The organism is Fulvivirga ligni (assembly GCF_021389935.1).
GTDB lineage: Bacteria > Bacteroidota > Bacteroidia > Cytophagales > Cyclobacteriaceae > Fulvivirga > Fulvivirga ligni.
The window spans coordinates 4,384,952-4,407,345 of sequence record NZ_CP089979.1 but is presented as its reverse complement, the minus strand read 5'-3'; the positions used below and the strand labels follow the sequence as shown (position 1 = coordinate 4,407,345).

Here is a 22,394-nt window from a genome sequence, read left to right as displayed (position 1 = left end):
AATTGTCCGGGCTAAATAAACATATCAATCAAGCATTATCAATAGCACCATTAGCTACCTTCCGGGTAGCTTTTGGCTTTATGATGTTAGTCAGCGTAATAAGGTTTGCTTATTACGGCTGGATTGATGAATTCTACATTCAGCCCGATTATCACTTTAGTTACTATGGCTTTGAGTGGGTAAAAGTATTTCCTCCTGCAGGGATGTATTCATTATTCTTAGTTATGGGAATCAGTGCGTTAATGGTAATGCTGGGGAGGTTTTACAAAATATTTATCACCCTATTCTTCCTTTCTTTTACCTACATTGAGCTCATTGATAAAACCTATTATCTGAACCATTATTACTTTGTCAGCCTTGTCAGCTTCATTATGATTTGGCTCCCAGCCCATAGAAGTTTTTCATTAGATGCTTATTATAAACCATCAATGAGCCGGGAAAAAGTGGCGGCCTGGATGATCAATATTATCAAGCTGCAGCTATTCATCGTTTATTTTTACGCAGGCTTGGCGAAACTCAATTATGATTGGCTCATTGAGGCAGAACCATTGAAGATATGGCTGGCTTCTAACTCTCACTTACCGGTAATTGGTCAATATATGGATGAGCTCTGGGTGGCCTACGCTTTCAGCTGGTTTGGAGCTATTTATGATTTGTTCATTCCATTTCTTCTTATCAATAAAAAGACCAGGATTCCTGCGTTTGCTGCGGTTATCGTATTCCATGTGATGACGTGGTGGCTATTTCCGATAGGCATGTTTCCTTTCATTATGATTCTGTCTACACTGATTTTTTTCTCTGCCGAATGGCACAAGAACATTCAACACAGATTCAGTCGCTTGTTTAAAGTTAAAAACTCGGTAGTGCAGCATAGAGCCATGAAAGGCGCACCTAGTTGGCAGGTGGGGTTACTAGGGGTTTTTATGCTAATCCAGCTGATCATGCCGTGGAGGTATTTGAACTATCCTGGTGATTTGTTTTGGACGGAAGAAGGTTATCGCTTTTCCTGGAGAGTAATGCTAATGGAAAAGGCTGGTTATGTCACTTATCACATAAAAGACGGGGAGCATGGTACTTCTGAAGAGGCTTATCCCAGTGATTACCTCACGCCGTTGCAGGAAAAAATGATGAGTACACAACCTGATATGATCTTACAATTTGCTCATTACTTGGAAAAGATTTATTTGGCCAAAGGAATAAGAAGACCTGAAATACGAGTAGAGGCCTATGCTACATTGAATGGCAGCGGTAGCAAAAAGTTTATAGATCCTACCGTGAACCTATTAGAAGAAGAAGATAATTTCAGTCATAAGCGCTGGATTTTACCATTTGAAAAACACGAGAGAACAGCAACGAGGTGATGATAAAGCATTGGTTAATAGTACTTTTATTAGGTTTAATGAGCCTCACAGCAAATGCTCAAAAGGCTAGCGTTAGTGGTAAAGTCTCAGATGAAGATGGTAAGGCTGTAGCTCAGGTGCAGGTATTCATCGATGGTACAGAAATTAGCACTACCACCTCTGACCAGGGTGATTACAATTTAAAGAATATTAAACCTGGCGAATATCAGCTTGTTGCCTTCTATCCTGGTTTACAAACAGCGTCCAGCAAGATAGTGCTAAAAGCCGGTAAGAATGAAGTGAACTTTAACCTTAAACAGCTTGAATCCACTCTTGATGAGGTCACTATCAAAGATAAGCGCGAACAAACCACCGGTATTAGAAGGCTTAATGCAGTAGAAGGTTTTAGTATTTATGACGCCAAGAAGAATGAGGTAATTGTACTCGATGATGTGGTAGCAAACAAGGCTTCTAACAATGCCAGACAAATCTTCGCTAAGGTATCAGGTCTAAATATCTGGGAGAGCGATTGTGCAGGTCTACAAATAGGAGTAGGGGGTAGAGGTTTAAGTCCTAATCGCAATTCTAACTTCAATACAAGACAAAATGGATACGACATCAGTGCAGATGCATTAGGTTACCCTGAGAGCTATTATTCTCCTGCCATTCAAGCAGTGGATAGAGTGGAGATCGTCAGGGGTGCCGCTTCTTTGCAATACGGAACACAGTTTGGCGGATTAGTGAACTTCGTAATGAAAAAAGGCCCTGAGGATAAGAAAATTGAGTTCAATACAGCACAGACTGGAAACTCACTTGGTTTCTATAGTGGTTTTAACAGCGTTGGCGGCACCGTAGGGAAGGTGAATTACTATGTCTATAACCGATATGCCAAAGGTGAGTGCTGGAGATGTAATTCTGATTTTGAATCAAACACCACCTTTGCCAATGTCAATATAGCGGCAGGTGAGAAGGTAGACTTAAGTGTTGATTATACGAACATGCACTACCTGGCTCAGCAGCCCGGAGGACTAACAGATGCCTTGTTTGAAGAAGATCCACAGCAGTCTATAAGAGATAGAAATTGGTTTCGGGTAGACTGGAACCTCATGTCCTTAAAAGTGAACTATCGAATTACAGATAAGCTGAAAGTGAATTTTAGAAATTTTGCCCTCATAGGTGGAAGAGATGCGCTTGGCAATCTGGGGAGAATAGATAGAACCGATGATCTGGGTGAAAGAAACCTTTTCGTTGATGATTTTACCAACTTCGGTAATGAAACTCGCTTCATCCATAATTACAAGCTCGGCGCCCAGCCTTCTGTGCTTTTGGTAGGAGGTAGGTACTACCATGGCCTTACTAAAAGGAAGCAAGGTAATGGCCCCGCAGGTGATGGTGCGGACTTCAACTTTCTAAATCCGGATAATCTTGAGGGCTCTGATTATGAGTTTCCGGGTGAGAATATTTCAGCTTTTGCCGAAAACGTATTCAACCTTACAGACAAGTGGAGTGTGACACCGGGAGTACGTTTCGAACACATCAAAACAGAAGCGCAAGGCTACTATCAGGATGTTACTTTAGTTGTTGATCCTAATACTGGGCTCGGTGTGGATTCCACTTTTCAGGTGTATGAAGATAAAAGCAGAACCCGTTCATTTGTGTTTTTCGGAGTGGGGTCTGGATATAAGTATTCTCAAAACTTAGAGCTATACGCTAACTATTCTCAAAACTACCGATCTATTAATTTCAACGACATCCGCGTAGAAAATCCTAACCTTCAGGTAGATGAAAATATTCATGATGAGAAAGGCTACAATGTGGAGCTTGGTGTGCGTGGTAATAAACCCGGAATCATTAATTATGACATCAGCCTGTTTTATCTAAAGTATAAAGACAGAATAGGTTCGGTACTGAAAGTAGATCAGGAGAATTTCAGAATTTACCGATACAGAACTAACATTTCAGATTCGAGAAACATTGGACTGGAGGCATTCGCAGAGGTGAATGTAAACCACTGGCTAAAATTGAAGAAGGTAAACGCACTGAATATTTTTGCCAATGTAAGCGTCATAGACGCGATGTATGTGGATTCTGATGAAGAAGCCATAAGTGGCAACGAAGTAGAGTTGGTGCCACCTTTCAGTCTTAAGACCGGTGTTAATGCATCTATAGGCAGACTAAAGCTAGCCTACCAGTTCTCCTACACCCAGCAGCAGTACAGCGACGCCTCCAACGCAGAAAAAACACCTTCAGCAGTAGAAGGAATTATCCCTACCTACTACGTAATGGATCTTTCTGGCGCCTACCAGTTTAATCAATATTTCGGTATAGAAGCAGGCATCAACAACTTAACCAATAATTATTACTTCACAAGAAGAGCCTCCGGCTACCCCGGCCCCGGCATCATCCCATCTGACGGAAGAAGCTTTTACATCACCCTCAAAGGGAAAATAGGGAAATAGTAGATAGTATTGAGTATTGAGTATATAGTATTGAGATTCTAGCTTTGAGTAATTATTGTTGAATCAATGAAAAGTAGTAATGGCTAAGTAATGATATCTCTTCAATACTAATTAACACGTAAGTAACGAATAACCCAATAACCAATAACGAATAACCCAATAACCAATAACGAATAACACATTAACCAATAACCAATAACCAACAACCAACAACCAAAATCACCATTCCCTCCCACGCCGAAACTCCTCCGGACTAGCCCCCACCTGTTTCTTAAAAAACTTACTGAAATAAGAGTTGTCCTTAAAATTTAGCGCGTAAGCGATTTCTGATATGGTTAAATGATCGAGTACCAGAAGCCTTTTAGCCTCTAGGATAATTCTGTTTCTGATGATTTCTCCAGCTGAGTTGCCCAGGTGCTCTCTACAGACTGCGTTCAGGTGATTAGGAGTGATGTAAAGCAACTCTGCGTATTCACTAGGGAGCCTATGAGTAGCGAAGTGCTTCTCAATAAGCCTCTGAAAGTTCTTAACGATAGTGAAATTGTAATTGGGCTTCTGGCTTGGTTCTCCTTTTGTATTACCCTTCTCGATGAGCATGAAAATGTGCAGCAGCAGCGTTCTGGTAAGATCCCAATAAGCCATCTCCGTGGTGTTAACCTCCTTATATAAGGATTCGAAAAGCGTTAATACCTCATTTTTTAGACCTTCCTCAAGTTGAATGACGCCATCCTCAGCAATGCCATTGAAGAAACTGAATTGATCTATTTTGTCAGCCGCTAATAGGAATGATTCGTAATAGCCTTTGTCAAAATTCACCACAAATCCATCTACCTCATCATCAAAATGCCATCCATGGACCTGCCCTGGAGCCATAAAGTAAATTTGTCCGGCCGTTACTGGGAATTTTTGGAAATCGATGGTGTGGTAGCCACTTCCCTGAGTGAAAATGACAAGGTGATAAAAGTTATGCCTGTGCGGAAAAACCATGTTCGTATTCTTCTTCAGGTAAGGTGCAAACTTTTCTATAAGTATCTGATTCTTATTGGAATCCGACAGCGTGCAGCTCTCAAGAATAGGAATATGCTTTTTCATAGGCGTAAAAAGAAGAAGGCATAAAAATAAAAATTCTTATGCCTTTAAAATATTAATGTATGCCTATGTGTTTTATGTCAATGCTGACTACATGCCTGTGGGTTATACCTAACACCACCAAAAGCATGGAGATATATAATCCTGCTATATCTAAATAAAATGGGCAGAAGAAGAATTACAGCAATAATTATAGTGATGATATAAGTGCTCACCGCAAAGTCTCCAAGTACGCTCAAAGCAACACCCACAGTAGTAAAAAGTGCCACCGAAAAAGCATAGCTAATGTACATGGCTCCTATGAAAAAGCCCGGTTCCCTCTCAAATTTCAGATCACAGCATTCGCAGTTAGCATTCATAACCATGAACTTTTTAACATTATAAGCAGAGTATTTGAACATCTTGCCTTGTCTACAGCGCGGACATTTGCCCTGCGCCACCGCTTGCATTGCACTAGTTTCCTTCATCTTATCTCAAATTTCCGCAAAAATAATATTAACCAACCCCATAGTCCCGGTAATTTTCATCGTTTCTATGGTAATAATCGAATATATAGATATGAGTAATGAGAATAATAACTCAATAACTCAATAACCCAATAACCAATAACCAATAACCCAATAACCAATAACCAATAACCAATAACAACAATCAATAACAATTTCAAAGAATCCCTGTATATTAGATATAACAAATCAACGCCAACCCATGACCGAAGAAAGCCTTCAACTCGTACAAGATGATCCGTGGTTAAAACCATACGAAGAGGACATTAATAAAAGATATGAGTTCTATGTAGATAAATACAAAGACATTACCAATGCCCATAAGTCACTTAAGAGTTATGCCAGCAGAGATAAGGAACTTGGTTTTCATTATGATCATGATAAAAAAGGCTGGTGGTATAGAGAGTGGGCTCCTGCTGCACAGCAGCTGTGGTTGATAGGCGATTTTAACGGTTGGGATAGTCAAAGTCATGCCTTAGAGAAGAAAGAGGACGGTATTTGGGAGATTTTTTTGCCTGATGAAGGTAATCAGAACGTACTTCCACACCAGTCAAGGGTAAAGGTGAAGGTAATGGCCAATGATCAATATAAGGATCGAATTCCGGCTTACATCAACAGGGCGGTGCAGGATGAACAAACACATGATTTCTCTGGCCAGATATGGAATCCCGCTGAGCCATTCCATTGGACAGATCAGTCTTTTGATCTCGATGCTATAAAGGAACCAATCATTTATGAGTGTCATTTAGGTATGGCTCAGGAGAAGGAAGGGGTAGGCACCTATCGTGAATTCGCTGATAATATTTTACCCAGGATTCAGGATTTGGGATATAACTGCGTGCAGTTTATGGCTATCAAGGAGCATCCTTATTATGGCTCTTTTGGCTATCATGTTTCTAATTTCTTCGCGCCCTCATCTCGTTTTGGAAGCCCGGAGGACCTGAAATACATGGTTAACAAAGCCCATGAAATGGGAATGGCGGTGATCATGGATATGGTGCACTCGCATGCCGTGAAGAACATGTCTGAGGGACTCAATGATTTTGATGGTTCCGGACATCAGTATTTCCATGAAGGGGGCCGCGGTTATCATACAGGCTGGGATTCTAAGCTCTTTGATTACAGCAAGGATGAAGTATTGCGCTTCCTACTTTCAAATGTGAGATACTGGATCGAAGAGTTTCATTTTGATGGCTATAGGTTCGATGGTGTCACTTCCATGATGTATCACCACCATGGTGATCATGTGTCTTTTGATCATTATGACAAGTATTTTAAAGACATGGTAGACTGGGACGCTATCAGGTATTTACAATTGGCCAATGTGCTTATACATGAATTAAAGCCTGCTGCCATTTCTATTGCAGAAGATATGAGCGGTATGCCGGGCATTAGCCGAAAGGTAGATGAAGGCGGGGTGGGTTTTGATTACCGCCTGGGTATGGGAATACCAGATTATTGGATTAAAATTTTGAAGCATACACCAGATGAAGACTGGGATATTCATCAGATCTGGGATGTGCTTTCTAACCGCAGATGGAAGGAGAAAACAATCGCCTATTCTGAATCTCATGATCAAGCTCTAGTAGGAGATAAAACCCTGGCCTTCTGGCTTATGGATAAAGAAATGTATTGGCACATGTCTAAAGATGACGATAATATCATCATAGATAGAGGCATGGCATTACATAAGCTTCTACGATTAATAACTGCCACGGTAGGAGGAGAGGGCTATCTGAACTTTATTGGCAATGAGTTTGGTCATCCGGAGTGGATAGATTTCCCGAGACAAGATAATGGCTGGAGCTATAAATATGCTCGCAGACAATGGCAATTGGTTGACAACCCTGATCTTAAGTATCAGTATCTCAATAATTTTGACAGAGCCATGGTACATGTTATGAAAGATAATCATGTGCTTTCGGCCAATCCGGCGCAGCAGCTAAACATGGATGCTGAAAATAAGGTGATTATTTATGAAAGGAATAACCTCATTTTCATCATCAACTTCCATTCATCACATTCTATAGCAGATTACACATTTACATCTAACCAGGCAGGAAAATATAAGGCTGTGCTTATATCAGATGCTCCTGAGTTTGGTGGTCATAATAGGGTAGATGCCAATACAGAATATCACACACTTAAAGATGATAAGCTTAGTGTTTATATCCCAAGCAGATCAGCTTTGGTGCTGAAGAAGGTGGATTAAAATGTATTTACTGCTTTTCTAGGAATATGTCATTCCCTGATAGATAGTAAACATTCTCCTTTTCCTTAAGGGCGAGCAAAAGCTTCATTAATTGTGCATCTGTTTCTTTAAAATTAATGAGGAGATCAGAAGTTACATCAACTACACCCACGGGCTTCACAAATCGAGAGTCCCAGGTGCCTTCAAATTGTCTGTCATCACTGTAAGTGATGAATGCTTTGCCGTCCTCTTTTAGGTAGATAGCTGCAATTTTATTATTGCTGTCCGAACTCTTATTTTCCCATTGCCCCACTAAGTCGCTCTTATTTATTTTTTCAATCTGCAGGCTCTCTCTATCTGCTGTTTCCTGCGGTCTGTTACAGCCTACTGATAATAATAATGCGGCCATTATTTGAAGAGTTATTTTCATAATTTATATTTTGTAATTATAAATTTATATTAATTGATAATTACGGACATCATTTTATGAAATATATTATTGATAATCAGGATTTTCCATTTTGTGTAAAAAGTAGTATTTTCAATGTGTCAATAGCTAATTAACTAATGAATACCCTTACAGAAATTTTAAAAGAGCCTTATGCTACAGTGCTGTATGATGAGGAAATACAACTAGGGAAGATTGTTTGGGAGGGAGAGAAAAGTTTGTCTTTAGAGCAGTATAGAAAGCCATTCCAAGCCCTTTTGGACTGGTCAGCAGATGGAAAAACAGTGTCATTATTTATGTCTGATACCAGGCATCAGGGAGTAGTTTCTCCTGAAAACAGAAAGTGGTTCGGGCATGAGATGGTGCCAGCTGCCATAGAAGGTGGTTTGAAAAGAGCCGCAGTAATATCCGGTGCGAATGTTTTTAAGAAGTATTATCTAAACTTGATACTATCAGCAGTGAATAAATTTAATCTGCCTTTTAAGTTATTTTCTGATGAAGATTCAGCCATGGAATTCCTTCTTGCTGATAGTTAGGGAGTTTTAACTTAACCACCGCCTAATAAAGTTAGCTGGGTTTTAATGAAAAGTAATAGTAAATTGCTTACTCAACCATTTAAAACCCATTGTATGAAAAAAAGATCTTTACTAGCATTATTATGTCTAATTAGCACCGTTGTTTTTGGCCAGGTGCAAAATGGTTCGTTTGAATCATGGTCGGGAAGTACCCCTAACGGCTGGACTACCATAGACGGTGGTATCAGCGTGAGCTCTAACTCCAGTACGGTGAAGTCTGGCAGTACCACAGCTAGAGTAACCGTGAATACCACAACTCAGAGTAATACCGATTTTCTTCAAACCATAAGCGTAACGCCTGGTGTGAATTATAACTTTTCTGTTTGGGTATACCATACAGAAGGGCATGTGAGAGCACGACTTTATGTAGATGGTTATAGAGATTATTCAGCGAATGCCACTACCGGTCAGTGGCAGCAAATAACTTACAGCTATACGCCGTCAACATCTTCCATATTGGTAGGCCTCCGCTTCTATGATGTAAGCGGCTTTGATGGCTCCGAGGTGGTGTATGTAGATGACTTTCAGCCTACCTCTGGCGGAGGTGGTGGAGGCGGTGGCTCAGGCTGTAGCGATACTGAAGTTACACTTTCATTAAACACGGATAACTACGGTTCAGAGACCAGCTGGGAACTTAAAAGCAGTAGTAGTACAGTGTTATATTCCGGAAACGGCTATGCCAGCAACTCATCTTATTCAGAAGATTTTTGCCTGGCAGATGGTAGCTACACGTTCATTATTTATGATGCTTATGGTGATGGTATCTGCTGTTCTTATGGCAGCGGATCATATGTACTTTCAGGAAGCAGTTCTTATGCTTCAGGTGGTGATTTTGGTAGCCAGGAAAGTACTAGCTTCACCATTGGTTCTGGTGGTGGAGGCGGAGGTGGCACTGGCTATTATGCTGGTACATCTGGCCTAGGTGGATATACCTTGAAAACGGCATTGTATGATATTATCAAAACGCATACCGCTCAAGGCTATGGTGCCTTATGGACTTTCTATTCTTCTAACGAATTAGATGCTTACTATGAAAATGACGGAACAATATTGGATATCTACTCAGAAAAGCCGGGAGGATCAGATAGCTATACCTTTACCAAAGTAAGTGACCAGTGCGGTACTTACGCTGTGGAAGGAGATTGCTATAACAGAGAACATAGCTTTCCTAGAAGCTGGTTTGGTGGAGCTATTGAGCCGATGAACTCAGACGTACACCATATTTTCCCGACTGATGGATATGTTAACGGTCGCAGAAGCAGCTATCCTTACGGTGAAGTAGGAAGCGCCAGCTATACCTCATCTAATGGTAGTAAGTTAGGCTCAGCAGTGAGTGGATTGGGCTATTCAGGTACAGTATTCGAACCAATAGATGAATTTAAGGGAGATGTGGCCAGAGCTTATTTCTACATGGCTACCAGATATCAAAATGTAATCGGATCATGGGAATCTAACTCTTCTTATTCTAATGCCGTTTTAAACGGAACCAATAATCAAGTATTTGAGTCATGGATGCTCAACATGTTGATTAGCTGGCATAATAGTGACCCCGTAAGCCAAAAAGAAAGAGATAGAAATGATGCTGTTCATAGCTATCAGGGTAATAGAAACCCATTTGTAGATCATCCTGAGTGGGTAGCATCTATTTGGGGAAGTGGTTCTCCGTTTGCTAGAAAAGCCTCTGATGTCGTTGAAAATCAGGTTGATATGAAAGTGTATTACTATGACAATACTTTACACTTCAAAGGAATTGAGCCCACAAGAATTATTGTTTTAGATGTTTCAGGTAAGGTAGTTATTGATCAGGCTGTTAGCCAAGAGACCGCTGAAATTCCTCTTGTTCTACCTCAAAAAGGTATTTATATTCTTCAGGTTGAATCAGATCAGTCGCCAATGAGTCAATTGATAATGGCTCAGTAAAATAATATAAATAGGCCCTTTAAAAACTGGGATTAACCTAAATGGTTATCACTTTTTTGAGGGCCTATTTTCTATTCACTTCATAATTTGTTCAGTTGCCCATTTCTGGATATCTTAAAGGACTTTATGGAAATACTAGGCATAGATATAGGAGGCTCAGGAATAAAAGGAGCCATAGTAGATACAAAAAAAGGCGTACTTGTTTCTGACAGATTTCGTGTGGAAACGCCCAAGCCATCTACCCCAATTGCGGTAGCTCAAGTAATCAAAGAAATAAAGGACCACTTCCAGTGGACTGATGATATTGGCTGTGCATTTCCAACAGTAGTGAAATGTGGCAAAGCCATGTACAATTCTAATCTGGATAAAGCCTGGAAAGGCCAGCAGATAGATGACCTCTTCAGCGAATACTGTGATGACCTCAAATTTACCATCATCAACGACGCCGATGCCGCAGGAATAGCAGAAATGAAGTTCGGAGCAGGCAAGAACAAATCAGGCTTGGTGATGACCATAACCATAGGCACAGGCCTGGGTAGCGGAGCCTTCTTCAACGGTGAGCTTATCCCAAATTTTGAAGTAGGCCGCATGTTTGGCAAAGATGGAAAAGTAATAGAACGCTACGCCGCGGATTCAGCCAGAAAGCGCGAAGACCTAAGCTTCAAAGACTGGGGCAAACGACTCAACTTCTTCCTCAAGCATGTAGAAAGAGTCTTTTCACCCGACTACATCATACTCGGCGGAGGCGTGAGCAAGAAAATACATCTTTACAGAAAGCAAATAGATATTAAAACCCCTTATTCCGTCTCCGAGAAGCTCAACAACGCAGGCATCATCGGCGCCGCAGTAAATGCAGCTATTAGGCATAAGTAATAGTTTTTAGCACTGCAATCTAATCCTCGTTTTCAACGAGGATTTGTAGAGAATGGCATTTGTAATGCCAGTTAGTCAATAAGACTAGCCAAAGTAACTTCGCCTTCTTGAGTGTACCACCTACGAAGCTGCAACCTGTGACATCACCTTGGAAAGAATAGATACCCCAAACAAAGCGTCATTCCGGCCGCAGCGCAGCGGAGAGCCGGAATCTCGCTGTTCAGCCTCTAGAAACGCAACAGTAAGATTCCGGATATTCATCCGCTACGCTACTGAATTCCTTCTTGCTTTCCATAGCTACGGTTCCTTTACTTTTTTGCAATCGATCAAAAAAGTAACAAAAAAATCTTTCTTGCTCCAAGGTCTTCCGAGAGCGGCATTATTCCATAGATATGGACTGCCACTAAGGACTTGAGATAAACCTGTTTTTCATTTAAGGTTATTCGCACGACTGAGCAGCAAGATTTGAAGGCCATCATCAAGTCATCCTGAGCCCCGTCGAAGGGTAGACGATCAGAATTGCTAACTATCTTTAAAGTGTAGGCAACCTGAAGTGCCAATATGCCTGAATAGCTTCGGCTATTGCCATTTATGAAGCCGTCGCCTTCGTAGGTGGAGACACCTACGAAACTACAGGCTGTAACATCAACTTGAACATAATAAAGAAGAATAGATGCTCTAAACGGAAACGTCATTCCGGCCGCAGCGCAGCGGAGAGCCGGAATCTCGCTGTTCAGCCTCTAGAAAGCCAACACTAAGATTCTGGATATTCCTCCGCTACTGAATTCAAGAATGACGTTTTGATATAATACTGATACCCGCTCTAATCCCTCGACAACCTGTACATCAAAACCGCCGCTCTTTTGGCTTGCACTGGAACCATATTCAGGTTACCAGTTTCATTGACGGTATGATCATCAGCGCCGCTGAGGCCGAGGCCATCAACTGCCATGTCCACATATCCGGCGGTGAAGGAGATGTCTGCGGCTCCGGCATTTCTGGGGTTTACCGGGTCCACGGGGCCAAAGCCTAGGTCTTTACTTACCTGGTCGTATACTTTTAGCAGTTGGTTGTTGCCATCAGTAAGGCCCAGGGGAGGATATCCATTTTCAGCGAAAGTTAAAACGGCGCTGGTTTTTGGATAGTTTTTGCTCACTATATCCTGCATCACTTTTTGAGCCTTTTCCAGTTGCTCCAAAGAAACAGCTCTAATGTCACCACGAACGATGGTGCTTTCTGATACTACGTTGGTTTTTCCGTGGGCAGTACCGCCGCCGCCATCTTCATCCATTTTTACCTGGGTGCCGCCAATGATAAAGCCTGGATTGAAGGTCAGGTTATGTTCGCCTGATAATTGTGTGTAGAACTCATTTAATATTCTGCTGGTCTCATAAATAGAGCCCGTACCTACTTTGTCAGTGAAGATCTGTGAAGAGTGAGCAGCATTGCCCTTTACTTCTAAAGACCAGCTTAGTGATCCTCTTCTGGATACCACAATGGTCTTTGGGTTTCCATCGGCATTTTCAAAACCTAAAGCAATGTCAGCCCATTCGGCGGCATCTACTAATTCTTTTTTGCTGAGCTCTAGCGGACTTCCACTTTTCTCTTCATCACCTGTCATCACTATCGTAATGGACATGTCATCAAGTACACCTGCTTCTTTAAGGGCTCGCATGGCTGCAATAATGATTACATCGCCACCTTTCATATCAGCCACACCAGGTCCGTTCATAATGGAATCATTCAGCATTTTGTATTCCTGAAAAGGATTCTCTGGTTCAAAAACCGTATCTAAATGACCGATTAAAAGAATTTTAGGGCCTTTTTTGCCCATGTGTTTCGCTACGAGATGTCCGGCACGATTAAAAGCTTGCCCTGAAGTGAGTGTAGTCTCGAAGCCTAAAGCATCAAGCTCTTGTTTGTATAACTTCCCCACCTCTCTAACACCATCGAAATTCATGGTGCCACTATTTATACTAACTGATTTTTTTAAAAGGTCAATGTATTGATCGTTATGCTTGTCTATGGTCTGTACAATTTTACGCTCAACTTTAGACTTTTGAGCTAAGGATAAATGCATAGAAAAGCATAAACCGGCCATTATGAAATAGCGGAAGTAAGGTTTCATAGTTTTAAGTTTGGTCTGTGGCTAATATCAAAAGGATAGCCCAATTATTCAACCATTATTACACGAGGAGTAAAATCATTTCTCTAATCTTATCTCAAAATCAGATAGCATGTTCATCATTGAGATGTAATAATCATAGGGTTGTTTATCTGGCGAGGTGATGCTCTTATAGTTCATATCCAGGAAATAATCGCCAGAAGTAAACTTAGAAAGCTCATAGAGCAGGTCCTCCTTATTCTTTTTAGTCTCTACTTTCCCTTCAAGGATTTTAAGTTTTGTGATTACCTCTTTCTGCATTGCATTTTCTGAAAAGGAAGCTACTCCCACGTTAGTTCTTTTTCTTCCTATAGGCATCGGTATCGAATAGGTGAACTCAGCCTTATATTTTTTGAGCGCTTCATCGAGTGTAATCAGGCTGTCACTCTGTTTTATGATGTTCAGAATATGATCCTTCCAGTTATTGTAGGTGGCCAGCATCGGGTCAATCTGCCTGGTGATGAGTGTGCCACTTTCGCCTTGCACACCAGGGGATTGATTAATGAAGACTGCTATGTCGCTTTTTGCGGCTTTGAATAGCTGAAACGGTGAATGATTATGTAAATACCAGGTCAGGGCCTCTGTAATTAATGCCTTATAGCCATGCTTTTCAATAATAGGAATGAGGTCATTAAAATGAATGTTTTCTGTATTGTTAAATACAGTAGGAGAGATGCCAAATAGTCTCTTTACCAGCTTCTTATGAGCTAATAGTTGAGACTCAAATAATGATTTTGAAAATAGACAAGCGATTGATTCATGGCTGGTGCCTCCTAAGAGCGTTATTTTCCCATCTTTCACCAGTTTCTTTAGCTTATCCAGCATTTCCTGATCGGTTCTGTCTAACGCCGCCAGGAATGCCCCAGAAAAGTAGATAGAACACTTGAACTCTCTTCTGGAAAGCAGGTCAACTATGCCCTTAAGAGCAGGCAAGAAAATGCTTTTGTAATTACTTTTAAATCTTTGATAAGTATACTTTTCGTCAAAGTATGACTTCTTTTTACCGATATCAAAAAATGAGTAATCAGAGAGTTGTAAGGGCGAGTGAAATGTAAATACTAAACAGGTTTCCATAGGTTAATCAATAACTTTCTTCATGATCTCAAATATGCTATCAGCGGCTTTTTGCCATGTAAGTTGATGTATGGCGTCCTGATTGTCTTTAACCGATTTTTCATATACCTTCTTGTCTTTCAATAAGGTAATAATGTGTTCAACAAATTCATTTACTTCCCAATAGTCTGCTGTGAAAGCCGCTGGCAGCACCTCAGCAGCACCTGATTGCTTGCTAAGTACCACAGGCAGGCCCATGCTTGCAGCTTCTAAGGCAGAAAGACCAAATGGCTCTGAAATAGAAGGCATACAGTAAATATCACATCGAGCATAAAGCTCATTCATTTTTTCATGATCAACCTGACCTGTAAAATGGAATTTACCACTTACGCTTCTGTAAGCACCAGTCTCAATTAACTGCTTTAACAGCTCTCCAGATCCTGCCATTACAAAACGGGTGTCAGGCATCTGCTCATGTACTTTTGCAGCTATCTGCATAAATATCGATGGACCTTTTTGTCCGGTAAGTCGCCCTACAAAAAGGATCATCTTCTCACTAAATACCTTCTGAACCTGATCAAACTCCCGGCTGTCGATAGCATTGTGAACAATGGCAATTTTATGTTCAGGAACCTGGTAATGCTGAGTAAGCACATCTGATGTGTATTGGCTCACGGCAATAACATGGTCAGCCGCCAAAAGCCCTTTCTTTTCAATATCGAATATCCATGACTCTGATTGAGATGGGTTTCTGTCATAATCCAGTGAATGGATATGGATGATTAAAGGTTTATTGGTAGCTTCTTTGATCTCTAAGGCCGATGGGATGGTGGTCCAATCATGAGCGTAGATAACATCAAACTCAAGCTTCTTAGAAGCCGAGATAACCTCTGCCGTAAAGGATTTTAATTCAGCTCTTACTACACTTTCTATTTCTATTTCTTCCGGGGTAGATGATCCTCCAGAATAAAAATAAGGAGTGAGCTTGCTGGTGATGCTTATTCGAGCTATGTCTCTGGAAACCACCACGTCTTCAAATTTTGACGTGTCAACATTCCTGATCTCATAGCTATTTTTAGTCTCAATGTTTTCTCCAGGGTGAATGATGGTGAGCTCAACCTGCGATTTTAAATATTCTGCAATATGTTGGGTGGCAATGCCGAGCCCACTGTTAAGGGCAGTGGGCTCTCCTGGACCTAACATCAGGACTTTTATAACATTCATAAAGTTGTATTATAATTATCTAACAAACCCAACAAGAGATATGTTGGATGAATAATTTATTTAAAATTTATAACTTTTGCTAGATAACTAAAATACAGTTTTGCTCATTAGACACGCCGTTATCAGCATATTTATCTGCCTCTCCGTCGTTAGCCCAATATTCTCCATCAATCAAATATCTAAACTGATATTCGCTATCTGAAGGTAATTCCTTGGTAATCTTGAAGCTACCGTTTTTCAAAGATGTCAATTCATCTTCTGCGGTCGCCCAATCATTAAAATCACCACTTAAATAGATTTTGTTAGCGCCATTGGCCTCTTTTTTGTCTACCGAAAAAGTCACCTTACAAGTAGACTTAGACTTTAAATACTGCTTTTTAATACTCATGGTTGTTGGTTTTTGTGGACTATTATTTGATTAAAATCTCTAGGTGCATTTACATAATAATGGCCGTTTTCATCTTTGGTCACTTTGGTTTCTTTATTATCAACCATAACCTTGGTTGGGTTGTTTATGCCATGAAACACTATTTTGTATGACTGATACACTGGGCTAAAGTCACCATCAATGGTCTGACTTAATTTTAAAACACTTTTGTCTCCTGATGTTTCGAAAGTTTTTAAAGAATGCTCGCCTTTTTCGTAATCATAGCCTTCTCCAGAATCTTCATATAGCTCAGACTTAAGCGTGCCCTCCAGGTTGTATACCAGCAGGTCTAACTGATCATAAGTGATCTGGTTGGTATATTGCATTTTAGGCTGAAGCGGTATAACTGCTCCTGCTTTTACGAAGAAAGGAATTTCTTGAAGTGAAGCTACCACCTGTATTTCTTTTCCGCCTTTGAATTGCTCATCATTCCAGTAATTATACCACGTTCCCTTAGGTAGATATACGCCTCTTTTAATAGAGCCTTCAAGAGACATAGGGCAGATAAGTATGTTATCGCCTAATAAAAATTCCTCTTCTCTATAATAACTTTCAGGGTCGTTCTGGTTAATCATATGCAGAGATTTTAGCATAGGTGTGCCGCGCTCAGCATATTGCCAGAAAGTAGAGTAAATATATGGAAGAAGCTGATATCTGAAGCTGATAAACTTCTTCACAATGTCAGTATATTCTTTTTCAAAAACCCATGGCTCTTTATCTCCATGATCTCCCGATGAGTGCGTTCTAAAGAACGGATGGAAGGTGGCCATCTGTACCCATCTTACATAAAGCTCTCCAGATGGTGTGCCAATAAATCCACCTACATCCGAGCCAGAGAAGGAAACACCTGAAGCACTCAATCTTTGACACTGCGTGTTGGCTATTCTTAAATGATCCCAGGTGGCCATATTATCTCCTGTCCATACAGAAGCAAATCTCTGAAGACCGGCATAACCAGATCGGGTGATGGTAAAAGGCCTTTTGTTTTGAGGTTTTAAGAATCGCTTTTGACCTTCGTAAGTACTTCGGGCCATCTGCATGCCATATACGTTATGGCCTTTTCTATGACTACATGGGTGGCCGTCATAATCATGACGCACATCTCTCGGGAAGGTGCCTTCTTCAAATACGGCCGGTTCGTTCATGTCATTCCAAACGCCGGCTACACCATCATCTACCATGAGACCTTTATATAAGCCTGCCCACCAGTTTCTTACCAGCGGATTAGTAAAATCAGGGAAGTAACAAGGGCCCGGCCATACAGATCCTTTCATCTTAGGACCGTCCATGCGGGTACAGAAATAATCGTTATCCATACCTTCCTGATACACAAAATAATTCTTGTCTACCTTGATGCCCGGATCAATGATCACCACTATTTTAAAGCCTTGCTCATTGAGATCGGCGATCATTTTAGCAGGGTCTGGAAATCTTGTTTTGTCCCATGTAAAGCAACGATAGCCATCCATATAGTCTATATCTAAATGGATTACGTCGCAAGGGATCTCCATTTCACGGAACTTCAAAGCCAGGTCTCTTACCACAGACTCGGGGTAATAGCTCCATTTGCTTTGCTGGTAGCCCAAAGCCCACATAGGAGGGAGCTCAGGAGTACCGGTAAGCATAGTATATCGCTCACTCACGCTCATGAGATCAGGTCCGTAAATGAAATAATATCTCATTTCACCGCCTTGAGCCCAAAAACTAGTTACGCCATCTCTTTCCCAGCCAAAGTCAAAGAAAGTTCGGAATGAGTTATCCATAAAAATACCATAACCGATATTTTCATGAAGGCCCAGATAGAATGGAATGTTTTTATAAACAGGGTCGGTTTCTTCTGTATAACCATAACAGTCAGTACCCCACAGTTCAAATCTACCATCTCTTAAGTTAAGTCTTGTAGACTTATCTCCCAGGCCAAAATATTGTTCTTTTTCAGGCGCTATCTTCGTGGTAATCACCACATTACCGCCAAATTTCTTTTCTTCTTTCCAGTGGTAGCCTTTTTCATCTTCCACTATCACATTGCCTGCCTTATCAGTTATTTTGGTTCTGAAGTATTTATTGAGGTGACAATTAATCTTATCTGTAGAGATAATAAATTCGTCTTCCTTTTCCTCTATGGCATGAGCAGTGTCAGGGAATTTAAAGTCCGGGTCTATGGCATATGAAAAGTCGTCTTCAAAATAGCCATCATGAGAGAATCTGAATTTTAAAATGTATTCTGAAACAATAGTAATTTCAAGAGAAGATTGAGAGCCATGAAACATCAGCTGGCGGTCATTTATTTTCTCCCAGGCTTCAATTACGCCGGGATGAAATTCCTCTTCTTTTACCTTGCCTTGAAAATTCTCTATGTAATTGCCCTCGAAGCCTTGCTCTTCTTGGGTTGTATGTAAATCTTGGTTGTTTTCCATGCTACAATCTATGTATGTAAGAACATTATCTTATCTGTGTCTAACCAAAGATAATAAGATATTAAATCATAAATCAAACACTATTACATCAATACAGTTCATTTAAATCGGAGAGATTTCGTTGCAAACGTTTTAACCGCCCAAATTTTGTTTTTGAAGGCCCTAACTTTTTTTTGCCCCGTGAGTTATACTATAAATAAGATAAGAAAATAAATTATTTGCTGATCATAGGCTGATATATTCTTAATTATTTAAATTTAATAACTCTTATTAACTTTTAATCATAGCGATATTATGAGTCTCCAAAAAGATGCCGCTCCTTTAAAGATTTTGACCGAGATAGCGTGGGAAGTATGTAATCAGGTAGGGGGTATCTATACGGTAATAAGATCTAAGGCTCCGGTAATGGTGGAGAAATGGAAAGATCATTATTGTTTAATAGGTCCTTATGTGGCTGCAAATGCTGCTACGGACTTTGAGCCCTTCGAAGATACGGAGTCTATTATCGGAAGAGCTGTACATGCCTGCAGAGCTAAGGGTTTTGAAGTATATCACGGTCGTTGGTTAGTCTCAGGAAGACCGCATACGGTTCTGTTTAACCCGCATAGTGTTATGCACAAGCTGGGAGACATCAAATACTATTTCTGGCAGAATCATCATATAGAGTTTACCAAGCATGATCCTTTGATGGATGAAGTGATGGCTTTTGGATATATGGTGCATCATTTTATGTCAGAATTGGCACGCATATGTTTAGAGAAAGATATTAGCCTGCTGGCTCATTTTCATGAGTGGATGGCTGGAACGGCTATCCCTGAAATAAGAAGAGAACAGCTTCCGGTGAAAACCATTTTCACTACCCACGCAACCTTGTTAGGAAGATACTTAGCTATGAATGACCCTGACTTCTATAATCACCTTCCGTTTTTGGATTGGGAATATGAAGCCAAGCATTTTGACATTGAGACTACGGTGAAAATAGAGCGTGCTTGCGTGCACGGAGCCCATATATTCACAACAGTAAGTGATGTTACAGGTAGAGAATGTGCCTATTTGTTAGGCAGAAGCCCTGATCATATCTTGCCTAATGGATTAAATATTGAACGGTTTTCAGTGCTGCATGAGGTGCAAAACCTTCACCACGAATACAAAAAGATACTGGAGGAGTTTATCATGAGTCATTTCTTCCAGAGTTACTCATTTGATTTAAGCAAGACCTTATACTTTTTTACTTCAGGCCGATTCGAATACCTAAATAAAGGTTACGATCTGACCTTAGAAGCATTGGCCAGGCTAAACTGGAAAATGAAGGAGAATCATGTGCCTATAACGGTGGTGATGTTTTTCATTACTAAACAGCCTGCTTACTCCATAAACCCGGAAGTGCTTAATTCCAGGGCTATGTTGGATAAGGTGTCACAAAACTGTGACGCCATTGTAAGCCAGATCAAGGAAAGGTTATTTATTCATGCCGCCAGTGGTATGAAAGATCATAGGCTTCCGGACCTAAACGATTTGGTAGATGATTATTGGAAACTAAGATATAGAAGAACAATTCAATCCTGGAAAAAAGGAACTCTGCCGAGTATTGTAACGCATAATATTGTGGAAGATGGTTCTGATCCTATACTTAACTATTTAAGAAGCAGCAATTTGGTGAACAACCAGGATGACAAAGTGAAGGTGGTTTACCATCCGGATTTCATTTCATCTACTAACCCATTATTTGGAATGGAATATGGCGAGTTCGTGAGGGCATGTCATTTAGGTGTTTTCCCAAGTTACTATGAACCATGGGGTTACACACCGCTGGAGTGTCTGGCAAGGGGAGTGGCAGCTGTTACTTCTGATCTTTCAGGCTTTGGTGACTATATTAAAAATGTACCTCTCGGAGACGAGGATCATGGTGTATTTGTGGTGGAGAGGGAGAATAAGAGCTTTGAATGTGCTGCAGAAAACCTGGCCAACATACTGTTTGAGTTTGTAACTAAAACCAGCAGAATGAGAGTAGACATGAGAAACAAATCAGAAGACCTATCCGAGTACTTCGATTGGTCTAACTTATACTCAGAATATGAAAAAGCTTATGAAATGGCTGAACAAAGCTACCTGGTAAACGCTTAATAAAGAAACTATTAACCTAAAGCTATTTTAACTATTAACATGATTACAGAAGAATTAAAGAAAGATATAGAAAAGCACGGTGTGCCAGTAGAAAAGGCTCAAGAGCAAATAAAAAACTTTGAAAATGGCTTTCCATATCTGGATATAAAATCTTCCGCCACCATAGAAGATGGTATTTTAAAACTTACAGAATCTAAGTTATCTCACTATGTAGAGCTTTATGAGAAAGCATCATCAGATAAAAAGATTGTGAAGTTTGTGCCTGCAAGTGGTGCTGCCAGCAGAATGTTTAAAGACCTATATTCGTACATAGAGTCTGATGCTGACGATTTTGATACTAACGATTTCGTTCAAAAATTCATTAATAACCTTTCTTCATTCGCTTTTAAAGATCAGTTGGATGATACTCTGAAAAAGCAGGGTAGCAGCATAAAAGAAGCGCTTGATAAGAAGGAATACAAGAAAATTGTAAATGCACTATTAGATCCTGAAAATGGTATGGGCTATGGAGAATTGCCAAAAGGCCTTCTTCAATTTCATAAATACTATGATGGACCACGAACTCCTGTACAGGAGCACTTTGTGGAAGGAGCTGAGTATGCCACTGGTGCAAATAATACCGTTCATCTTCACTTTACCGTATCTCCAGAGCACCAGGAGCGATTTGAGAAGCACGTTGCTGAAATAAAAGAAGCCTTTGAGAAGCACTATAAGGTGAAGTTCGAAGTAAGCTTCAGTCAGCAGAAAAAGTCTACAGATACTATTGCTGTGAACATGGACAATACGCCATTTATTGAAGATGATGGCTCCGTGCTGTTAAGACCAGCTGGACATGGTGCTTTACTTGAAAATCTGAATGATATAGATGCAGATTTAATTTATATTAAGAATATTGATAATGTGGTTCCTGACAGACTCAAAGAAACCACAACTTTATACAAACAAGCTATTGGAGGTGTATTGCTAGATGTGCAATCCAAAATATTTGAAGCACTATCCAAGCTTGATAAAGATGTTACTGATGATCTCATTGAGTCTCTAACTCAGCTGTTTGATGGTCAGTTAAGAATTAAGAAGCCGGATAGTTTTTCGAGTTTCTCTAAGCAGCAAAAGGCTGATTATTTTAAGGCTAAGCTGAATAGACCGATCAGAGTTTGCGGTATGGTTGAAAATACCGGTGAACCAGGCGGTGGTCCATTCTGGGTGAAAGATGAAGATGGTTCATTGGCCCTGCAGATAGGTGAGACTGCCCAGCTTGATTTAGATAATGAAGAGTATAAGAAGATATTCAAGGAATCATCTCACTTTAACCCAACCGACTTAGTTTGTGGTGTAAAGGATTACAAGGGAAATAAATTTGATTTACTCCAGCATCGTGACCCTAAAACTGGCTTTATTACCAAAAAATCTAAGAGTGGTAAAGACCTGAAGGCCCAGGAGCTTCCAGGTTTATGGAATGGTTCAATGGCAGATTGGAATACTATTTTGGTAGAGGTGCCATTGATTACATTTAATCCTGTGAAAACAATCAATGATTTACTGAGAGATCAACATCAGTAGAGCATTTTAAACTTATAGAAAGGG

At 40.4% G+C, this 22,394-nt stretch carries 17 protein-coding genes; 8 read left to right on the top strand and 9 right to left on the bottom strand.

Annotated elements, in window-relative coordinates; all coding sequences use genetic code 11:
* The first annotated feature begins 2 nt into the window (after positions 1–2).
* Positions 3–1,361, top strand: a complete 1,359-nt coding sequence (locus LVD16_RS18460; RefSeq protein ID WP_233769760.1) for an HTTM domain-containing protein — start codon at positions 3–5, stop codon at positions 1,359–1,361.
* Between the two features lie 38 nt (positions 1,362–1,399).
* Positions 1,400–3,799 (top strand): TonB-dependent receptor, encoded by a 2,400-nt coding sequence (locus tag LVD16_RS18455; protein WP_233769759.1) that lies wholly within the window; start codon positions 1,400–1,402, stop codon positions 3,797–3,799.
* Between the two features lie 219 nt (positions 3,800–4,018).
* Here LVD16_RS18455 and LVD16_RS18450 read toward each other — a convergent pair whose 3' ends face one another.
* Together LVD16_RS18450 and LVD16_RS18445 are read right to left on the bottom strand one after the other, a co-directional pair.
* On the bottom strand, positions 4,019–4,891 hold the full coding sequence (locus LVD16_RS18450) for a helix-turn-helix transcriptional regulator (protein ID WP_233769758.1): 873 nt from the start codon (positions 4,889–4,891) through the stop codon (positions 4,019–4,021).
* A 77-nt stretch (positions 4,892–4,968) separates the two neighbouring features.
* Positions 4,969–5,355 (bottom strand): DUF983 domain-containing protein, encoded by a 387-nt coding sequence (locus LVD16_RS18445; RefSeq protein WP_233769757.1) that lies wholly within the window; start codon positions 5,353–5,355, stop codon positions 4,969–4,971.
* A gap of 241 nt (positions 5,356–5,596) precedes the next feature.
* On the opposite strand from LVD16_RS18445, the gene LVD16_RS18440 reads away from it, so the two are divergent.
* Positions 5,597–7,606, top strand: coding sequence for an alpha amylase C-terminal domain-containing protein (locus LVD16_RS18440; protein WP_233769756.1), 2,010 nt, complete (start codon positions 5,597–5,599; stop codon positions 7,604–7,606).
* Positions 7,607–7,613: 7 nt separating this feature from the next.
* Here the strand turns inward: LVD16_RS18440 and LVD16_RS18435 are convergent, their stop codons facing one another.
* Positions 7,614–8,015, bottom strand: a complete 402-nt coding sequence (locus LVD16_RS18435) for a hypothetical protein (RefSeq protein WP_233769755.1) — start codon at positions 8,013–8,015, stop codon at positions 7,614–7,616.
* 137 nt (positions 8,016–8,152) lie between these two features.
* Between LVD16_RS18435 and LVD16_RS18430 the strand changes: the two genes are divergently transcribed.
* The 3 genes from LVD16_RS18430 to ppgK all read left to right on the top strand — a co-directional run bounded on the left by LVD16_RS18430 (position 8,153) and on the right by ppgK (position 11,401).
* Positions 8,153–8,569: a hypothetical protein gene (locus LVD16_RS18430; RefSeq protein WP_233769754.1), complete on the top strand. Its 417-nt coding sequence runs from the start codon at positions 8,153–8,155 to the stop codon at positions 8,567–8,569.
* A gap of 93 nt (positions 8,570–8,662) precedes the next feature.
* A complete protein-coding gene (locus LVD16_RS18425; RefSeq protein ID WP_233769753.1) occupies positions 8,663–10,528 on the top strand; it encodes an endonuclease in 1,866 nt (621 codons plus the stop codon).
* Between the two features lie 126 nt (positions 10,529–10,654).
* Positions 10,655–11,401, top strand: a complete 747-nt coding sequence (gene ppgK / locus LVD16_RS18420) for a polyphosphate--glucose phosphotransferase (protein WP_233769752.1) — start codon at positions 10,655–10,657, stop codon at positions 11,399–11,401.
* A 326-nt stretch (positions 11,402–11,727) separates the two neighbouring features.
* Here the strand turns inward: ppgK and LVD16_RS18415 are convergent, their stop codons facing one another.
* From LVD16_RS18415 to LVD16_RS18390, 6 genes are all read right to left on the bottom strand, one after another.
* Positions 11,728–12,096, bottom strand: a complete 369-nt coding sequence (locus tag LVD16_RS18415) for a hypothetical protein (RefSeq protein ID WP_233769751.1) — start codon at positions 12,094–12,096, stop codon at positions 11,728–11,730.
* A 128-nt stretch (positions 12,097–12,224) separates the two neighbouring features.
* Entirely contained in the window at positions 12,225–13,529 is a 1,305-nt protein-coding gene (locus LVD16_RS18410; protein WP_233769750.1) for a M20/M25/M40 family metallo-hydrolase, read from the bottom strand.
* A gap of 75 nt (positions 13,530–13,604) precedes the next feature.
* The gene (locus LVD16_RS18405) at positions 13,605–14,639 is read right to left on the bottom strand and encodes a polysaccharide deacetylase family protein (protein ID WP_233769749.1); all 1,035 of its coding nucleotides are present in this window, start codon (positions 14,637–14,639) and stop codon (positions 13,605–13,607) included.
* 3 nt (positions 14,640–14,642) lie between these two features.
* Positions 14,643–15,842 carry a glycosyltransferase family 4 protein gene (locus tag LVD16_RS18400; protein ID WP_233769748.1) on the bottom strand — a complete coding sequence of 400 codons (1,200 nt, stop codon included), beginning with the start codon at positions 15,840–15,842 and terminating at the stop codon, positions 14,643–14,645.
* A gap of 79 nt (positions 15,843–15,921) precedes the next feature.
* Positions 15,922–16,230: an isoamylase early set domain-containing protein gene (locus tag LVD16_RS18395; RefSeq protein WP_233769747.1), complete on the bottom strand. Its 309-nt coding sequence runs from the start codon at positions 16,228–16,230 to the stop codon at positions 15,922–15,924.
* Positions 16,227–18,686: a glycoside hydrolase family 31 protein gene (locus LVD16_RS18390; protein ID WP_233769746.1), complete on the bottom strand. Its 2,460-nt coding sequence runs from the start codon at positions 18,684–18,686 to the stop codon at positions 16,227–16,229. Before LVD16_RS18390 ends, LVD16_RS18395 begins: the two co-directional genes overlap by 4 nt.
* A gap of 294 nt (positions 18,687–18,980) precedes the next feature.
* Between LVD16_RS18390 and LVD16_RS18385 the strand changes: the two genes are divergently transcribed.
* Complete coding sequence (locus LVD16_RS18385; protein WP_233769745.1) at positions 18,981–20,810, top strand: glycosyltransferase; 1,830 nt, start codon at positions 18,981–18,983, stop codon at positions 20,808–20,810.
* Positions 20,811–20,849: 39 nt separating this feature from the next.
* A complete protein-coding gene (locus LVD16_RS18380) occupies positions 20,850–22,370 on the top strand; it encodes a DUF4301 family protein (RefSeq protein ID WP_233769744.1) in 1,521 nt (506 codons plus the stop codon).
* The last annotated feature ends 24 nt before the right edge of the window (positions 22,371–22,394 follow it).

Bases quoted from the DNA above. Each gene is read 5' to 3' on its own strand.
- LVD16_RS18440 (WP_233769756.1), top strand. From the start codon at position 5,597: ATGACCGAAGAAAGCCTTCAACTCGTACAAGATGATCCGTGGTTAAAA.
- LVD16_RS18400 (WP_233769748.1), bottom strand. From the start codon at position 15,842: ATGAATGTTATAAAAGTCCTGATGTTAGGTCCAGGAGAGCCCACTGCC.
- LVD16_RS18450 (WP_233769758.1), bottom strand. From the start codon at position 4,891: ATGAAAAAGCATATTCCTATTCTTGAGAGCTGCACGCTGTCGGATTCC.
- ppgK (WP_233769752.1), top strand. From the start codon at position 10,655: ATGGAAATACTAGGCATAGATATAGGAGGCTCAGGAATAAAAGGAGCC.
- LVD16_RS18380 (WP_233769744.1), top strand. From the start codon at position 20,850: ATGATTACAGAAGAATTAAAGAAAGATATAGAAAAGCACGGTGTGCCA.
- LVD16_RS18410 (WP_233769750.1), bottom strand. From the start codon at position 13,529: ATGAAACCTTACTTCCGCTATTTCATAATGGCCGGTTTATGCTTTTCT.
- LVD16_RS18455 (WP_233769759.1), top strand. From the start codon at position 1,400: ATGAGCCTCACAGCAAATGCTCAAAAGGCTAGCGTTAGTGGTAAAGTC.
- LVD16_RS18415 (WP_233769751.1), bottom strand. From the start codon at position 12,096: ATGACGTTTCCGTTTAGAGCATCTATTCTTCTTTATTATGTTCAAGTT.
- LVD16_RS18395 (WP_233769747.1), bottom strand. From the start codon at position 16,230: ATGAGTATTAAAAAGCAGTATTTAAAGTCTAAGTCTACTTGTAAGGTG.
- LVD16_RS18435 (WP_233769755.1), bottom strand. From the start codon at position 8,015: ATGAAAATAACTCTTCAAATAATGGCCGCATTATTATTATCAGTAGGC.
- LVD16_RS18445 (WP_233769757.1), bottom strand. From the start codon at position 5,355: ATGAAGGAAACTAGTGCAATGCAAGCGGTGGCGCAGGGCAAATGTCCG.
- LVD16_RS18405 (WP_233769749.1), bottom strand. From the start codon at position 14,639: ATGGAAACCTGTTTAGTATTTACATTTCACTCGCCCTTACAACTCTCT.
- LVD16_RS18385 (WP_233769745.1), top strand. From the start codon at position 18,981: ATGAGTCTCCAAAAAGATGCCGCTCCTTTAAAGATTTTGACCGAGATA.
- LVD16_RS18425 (WP_233769753.1), top strand. From the start codon at position 8,663: ATGAAAAAAAGATCTTTACTAGCATTATTATGTCTAATTAGCACCGTT.
- LVD16_RS18430 (WP_233769754.1), top strand. From the start codon at position 8,153: ATGAATACCCTTACAGAAATTTTAAAAGAGCCTTATGCTACAGTGCTG.
- LVD16_RS18390 (WP_233769746.1), bottom strand. From the start codon at position 18,686: ATGGAAAACAACCAAGATTTACATACAACCCAAGAAGAGCAAGGCTTC.